A 5,214-nucleotide genomic window follows, 5' to 3' on the forward strand; every position below is an offset into this window, starting at 1 on the left:
TGCTGCAGCTACCGCTAGGGATATTGAGTGACTGTTGGGGACGTAAAAAGGTGCTAATGAGCGTAGGTATAGCAGGGGGAATGACCTTTATGTTGCTACCATGGAGCGGTAATCATTTTATGTTCACTTTGATATTGCTGACCCTAGCAGGTGGTTTAGTAGGCTCCTTTTTCTCCCTCGGTTTGGCCTATGCCGCTGATCTGCTGCCCAAATCATTTTTAGCAGCCGCGAATGTACTGGCATCCTTTCACTTTAATCTGGGAAGTGTGATCGGACCTAATATTAGCGGAGGATTGCTGGACTATGGAACTCAAGGCAGCATGTTTCTTGTCCTTGGAGGTAGTTACGTTGTTTTCGGATTGTTAGGTCTGTTTTCCAGAAAAAGAGTACCGGCGGTTTAAAACTGCGATTTGCATGGTATTTGTTTCACATTTACTATAAAATATAAACAGTATTGATGGCGCGCAAAGGGGAATCACTTAGATGATTAAAATTCGGAAGCTGACCAAGCAAGTGGGGCCTGAACGGACCCAGCTACTTCGAGGAATTGATGCTGAAATTCATCAGGGCGAATTCATTGCCATAGTAGGGCCAAGTGGAAGCGGCAAAACGACGCTGCTTCGCTGTCTTGCTTTACTAGAGCCATGGGATGAAGGCAGTTTAATTGTAGGTGGCAATGACGTGCTGAAATCCGGGTGGACGGGCAAGATGAAAATAAAGCGGGAATGGGCATACCTGGAGCAAAACCCGCATCTAAATATGAATCGAACCGCTCTTAAAAATGTGCTCATTGGCAGATCCAGTCAAACTCCAATGTGGAGAATGGTGACCAGTATGGTACGTTCCGACGATTACATGGGAGCGATGGACGTACTGGAGGATCTGGGTCTGCTGGATAAGGCGCATGATAAATGCGACAAGCTCAGCGGTGGCGAGCGGCAGCGGGTAGCGACTGCGCGTGCTCTCGTGCACGGAGCTAAAGTTATTTTAGCTGATGAGCCTGTAAATGGACTTGATCCAGCTTCGGCAGCGCATGTATTGGAGACCTTTCGCAAGCTGTGTTCTGACGAGCGGGTGACGATCATTACTGTATTGCCGCTGGAAATGGCTGAACGCTTTGCTTCCCGTATATGGGGGTTGAATGATGGTGAATTGGTGTTTGATATTCAGGGAAGACGATTGACACAAGCAGAAAAGAACAAATTGTGAAGGGGACGGCAAGAGAAGTGAAAATAATGCTGTTGAGAATGGTGGCTGCCTGCTGTTCCTTGCTGCTCCTTGCTGGATTTTTAAGCGGCTGTAATGTTATTAGCGATCCCATTTCGCTGATGGAGACACCGACGATGTCTGACGAGAAACAGCAGTTGAATGGTGCAGTGAATACGCAACTAGGGGCGGTACAGCCTTTAAGGCCGAATGACCCAGATGACCCGACGCCTATTCGGACGGGTGATCTGAACAATGATGGCACAGACGAAGCAGTGCTCTTTTATGAAACGCCAGATGAGAGCGTAAAAATACATGGTGCCTTGTTTGAAGATCAGGGCGGAACGTGGGTAAAGAAGCTAACGTTTGATGGGGAAGGCACTGTGCTAGAGTCATTTAAGCTCGTGGATTTAACGAATGATGGAACACTCGATATTGTAGCGGGTTTTTCCAGTGGAGATAGTGGCGATGGCGGGGATCAGAAGGGACTCATCGTGTATTCCTATACCGGAGGAACTCTGGAGAAAATATATGCTACAGGCTATACGGACTTCGTCGTAGATGATTTTAACCATAACAAGATGGACTTGAACGGGGATAATTTGAATGATTTGACGATTATCACGCTGCGACGTAATGAATTCTTTACAGTTAAAACATTTCAATTCAGTGGGGGAACCTTTAAGGAAATCGGATCGTTGGATTTGGACAGTCAGGTCTTAGGTGTCTATAATGTCGTTGCTGGCAAGGTAGCCGAGGGTAGGCAGGGGATTGTTATAGACACCAAAATTGCCCAGACCACTACCGTCTCCAATGTCATTGTGATGGATCACGGCAAGCTCAGGAAGCTTAATCTTATGGATGTCACCTTCAAGGATGCGACCATCGCCAGTGGTGATGTGGATGGTGACGGTATTCTGGAATTTGGTAATTTGGAGAAGCCAAAAGGTTGGAGTAATAAGCCGCTGGATGAGGTTCCATATTTTGTGTCGTTCTATCAGTGGGACGGGGCGAAAGGGACGATTTTTAAGCAGCAGCAGTATCGTGATTCTAATGAACAGGTCTACTTCAGATTGCCGAAAGAGCTGCATGGCAAGGTGACGATTGATCCGAAAGTTTCGAAGAAGGACAGCTATTTGCGCTTCATTTTGGATGATACAGACAAAACGATAGCGGAAATTAAATTTTTCTCGTTGTCACAATGGGAGCGAAACAACGAAGGGTATAGCCAACTGTGGCGAACGAATGCGCAGGTCATTGGCATTAAGCGATCCAGTGAGCTGGAACCGCGTAAAACCATAAAAAACAAGATGGGGGAAAGGCAGGTAGAGTAGAGTGAGTAAAGTTTTAATCATGGAAGACGAGGAATCCATTCGCAGTTTTATCGTCATTAACTTGAAACGTAACGGTTTTGAGGTGCTGGAGGCGTCGGAAGGGCATGAGGCTCTAAATATTTTGAACACGGTGCGGGATATTGATATTGCACTGCTTGACGTAATGGTACCCGGTATGGATGGTTTTGAAGTCTGTCGGAGAATCCGGGAAACGAATGAGCGCATCGGCATTATTTTTCTCACAGCGAAGGTACAGGAGCAGGATAAGGTGTATGCCTTGTCTGTAGGGGCCGATGACCATGTGAGTAAACCTTTTAGCCCGACGGAGCTGATTGCACGTATTCAATCGTTATTGCGTCGGGTGAATGTACATCGTGAAACAGCAGCCAAAGTGTCCTTCCAGTCTGGACCTTTCACGCTAGATTTGATTGCTAAGCAATTTAAGAAGAACGGGCAGCTGATCGAGCTGACACCGACTGAGTTTTCTCTGATTCAATTTTTTCTGGAAAAAGAAAACACGCCGCTCAGCCGAGATGTTCTACTTGATCACGTATGGGGCAAGGAATATATGGGCGATCCGAAAATTGTAGATGTGAATATCCGACGTCTGCGGCAGAAAATTGAAAACAATCCATCTGAGCCAGCTTTTTTACAAACAGTGTGGGGACATGGATATAAATGGAAAGGTCAGTCTCAATGATCAAAAAGGGGATTCGCCGACAGATTGTGCTTCACTATTTTTTCGTAGTGTTCTTGGCGCTTCTGTTAGTAGAAGTCATTTTTATGTTTGCACTCCGGTCGTACTATTACGATTCCATTTACAAACATATCGAAAGCCGTATCGAATCGGTAAGTGAATTTGCACCCAAATTCAAAGAGCCGGAACAGTCTTTGCAATCGTATTTGTTAAATACATTTTCTCTGCCCTTCACTGAACTGCAGTTGCTTGATGAACAGGGAAATGTAATTGATAACTCGACGAATTTTGCAGCAGATCTAAGTGTGCAAACAAGTGATGTGACACAAGCATTAGCTGGAGATACGGGCAAATGGATCGGAAAGCAACCGAGTACGGGGCAGCAGGTGATGGCGGTATCTCAAAAACTGGACAATATCGTCGGAGACCAGGTGTATGTTATTCGGTATACGACTTCGCTGGAATTGGTAAATGATAAGTTGTTTACGATTACGCTGTTTTCTCTTGGCATCATGGCAGCTGTACTGGTTATTGTATTTGTGGTCAGTACAGGGCTCGCGAATTCCATTGTTAGACCAATTAATAATATCCGCGATGTATCTGCTCAGATGGCTCAGGGGAGGTTTGATGCACGCATTGAAGGCGATTATCGCTATGAGTTGGGTGAACTGGCTTCGACTCTGAACTATATGGCACAGGAAATTGTCAGAACAAATCAAATCAAGGATGATTTTATATCATCCATATCTCATGAATTGCGTACTCCGCTTACATCTATTAAGGGTTGGAGTGAAACGTTAAATTCTGGCGGTTATGACCCGGAAGAGACGAAAATCGGGATGAAGATTATTTCTAAAGAGACGGATCGACTGATTGGCTTGGTGGAGGAAATCCTCGATTTTTCCAAGCTGGAGCAAAATGCCATGAAGCTTGTGATGGGAACGGTGGATCTACGGGAGCTTTTGCAGGAAATTATGCTGAACGTATGGGCCAAAGCAGAAATGAAGCAGATAAAACTTCAGCTGGATTCGGAGGAAACGGCATATCTCGTCCATGGAGACGGTAACCGTCTAAAACAGGTGTTTTTGAACATTGTGGACAATGCTATCAAGTTTTCGCATGAAAGCTCAATTATTTTCCTGTCTCTACAACGAATTGATGGCAATATCGAGATATCCGTACAAGATACAGGGATTGGAATTAGTGCTGAAAATCTTGCCAGAGTCAGAGACCGCTTTTTCCAGGTAGACCACCAAAACGGTGGTACTGGACTGGGATTGGCAATCTCGCAACAGTTTATCGAGCGTCATCATGGTCAGATGCTCATTAGAAGTGAACTGGGGGCTGGAACTACCATTACGGTTTCATTACCTGCTCTGCAAGCAGAGCAGTCCGTGGAACCATCACAACTTACTGAAGGGCTGATTTAAAAGGCCCATTGTATAGATTTAACTAGAAAAACAGCCAGTCCTCTCAAATCGGGAGGGCTGGCTGTTTTTAATTTGGGGGTAACGTTATGAAGTAAAACCTTCGGCACGCAAGCGTGTATTGCGCTCGTAAGCTTCTTTCAGCATACGCGTAGTTTGCGGTCGTACCGCCATTTTACCAAATACCACTTCATTGGGTCCGATAACCATAATTTCGCCCGGATTACCTTTAATGACAGCACCATCACGAATCACAGCACCTTCACCGATAATCGCATGTTCAATATGGACGTTACGTCCAATACGTGTGTCAGGCATAACGATACTTTCTTTGATGGCTGATCCTTTACCTACTTCGACACCACTAAATACAACGGAGCGTTCTATTCGGCCCTCTACTTGGCAGGAATCATGCAACAAGCTGCCCAATGGTTGTGTTTGACGGTTAGGTACCTTTTGTGCGCTCAACCTTGTGCGGCGTTCACGTGTATACATCGGCCAGTCCTTGCGTTGAAGGTCGATAGCACAATCATCCTGTAACAAATCCATG

6 protein-coding genes are annotated in these 5,214 nt (G+C 45.6%); 5 read left to right on the plus strand and 1 reads right to left on the minus strand.

Translation table 11 applies throughout. From position 1 onward, the window contains the following. From GRP75_RS18715 to GRP75_RS18735, 5 genes are all read left to right on the plus strand, one after another. A partial coding sequence (locus GRP75_RS18715) for an MFS transporter (RefSeq protein ID WP_160790032.1) occupies positions 1 to 401 on the plus strand: 401 nt, incomplete at its 5' end. An 82-nt stretch (positions 402 to 483) separates the two neighbouring features. Further along, positions 484 to 1,209, plus strand: a complete 726-nt coding sequence (locus GRP75_RS18720; RefSeq protein ID WP_160790033.1) for a phosphonate ABC transporter ATP-binding protein — start codon at positions 484 to 486, stop codon at positions 1,207 to 1,209. Further along, positions 1,206 to 2,540, plus strand: a complete 1,335-nt coding sequence (locus GRP75_RS18725) for a hypothetical protein (protein ID WP_160790034.1) — start codon at positions 1,206 to 1,208, stop codon at positions 2,538 to 2,540. Before GRP75_RS18720 ends, GRP75_RS18725 begins: the two co-directional genes overlap by 4 nt. 1 nt (position 2,541) lies before the next feature. Beyond that, on the plus strand, positions 2,542 to 3,240 hold the full coding sequence (locus GRP75_RS18730) for a response regulator transcription factor (protein WP_007432526.1): 699 nt from the start codon (positions 2,542 to 2,544) through the stop codon (positions 3,238 to 3,240). Next, positions 3,237 to 4,667 (plus strand): sensor histidine kinase, encoded by a 1,431-nt coding sequence (locus GRP75_RS18735; RefSeq protein WP_071641091.1) that lies wholly within the window; start codon positions 3,237 to 3,239, stop codon positions 4,665 to 4,667. The genes GRP75_RS18730 and GRP75_RS18735 overlap by 4 nt, the downstream gene beginning before the upstream one ends. Positions 4,668 to 4,751: 84 nt before the next feature. Here GRP75_RS18735 and GRP75_RS18740 read toward each other — a convergent pair. Next, positions 4,752 to 5,214 (minus strand): GlgC family sugar phosphate nucleotidyltransferase (locus GRP75_RS18740; protein WP_483311097.1); only part of this gene is annotated, 463 nt, incomplete at its 5' end.

Source organism: Paenibacillus sp. OT2-17 (assembly GCF_009827695.1).
Taxonomy (GTDB): domain Bacteria; phylum Bacillota; class Bacilli; order Paenibacillales; family Paenibacillaceae; genus Paenibacillus; species Paenibacillus polymyxa_B.

What these genes read in the sequence shown, in the direction of transcription:
- GRP75_RS18720 (WP_160790033.1), top strand. Translation starts at nt 484, where the DNA reads ATGATTAAAATTCGGAAGCTGACCAAGCAAGTGGGGCCTGAACGGACC.
- GRP75_RS18735 (WP_071641091.1), top strand. Translation starts at nt 3,237, where the DNA reads ATGATCAAAAAGGGGATTCGCCGACAGATTGTGCTTCACTATTTTTTC.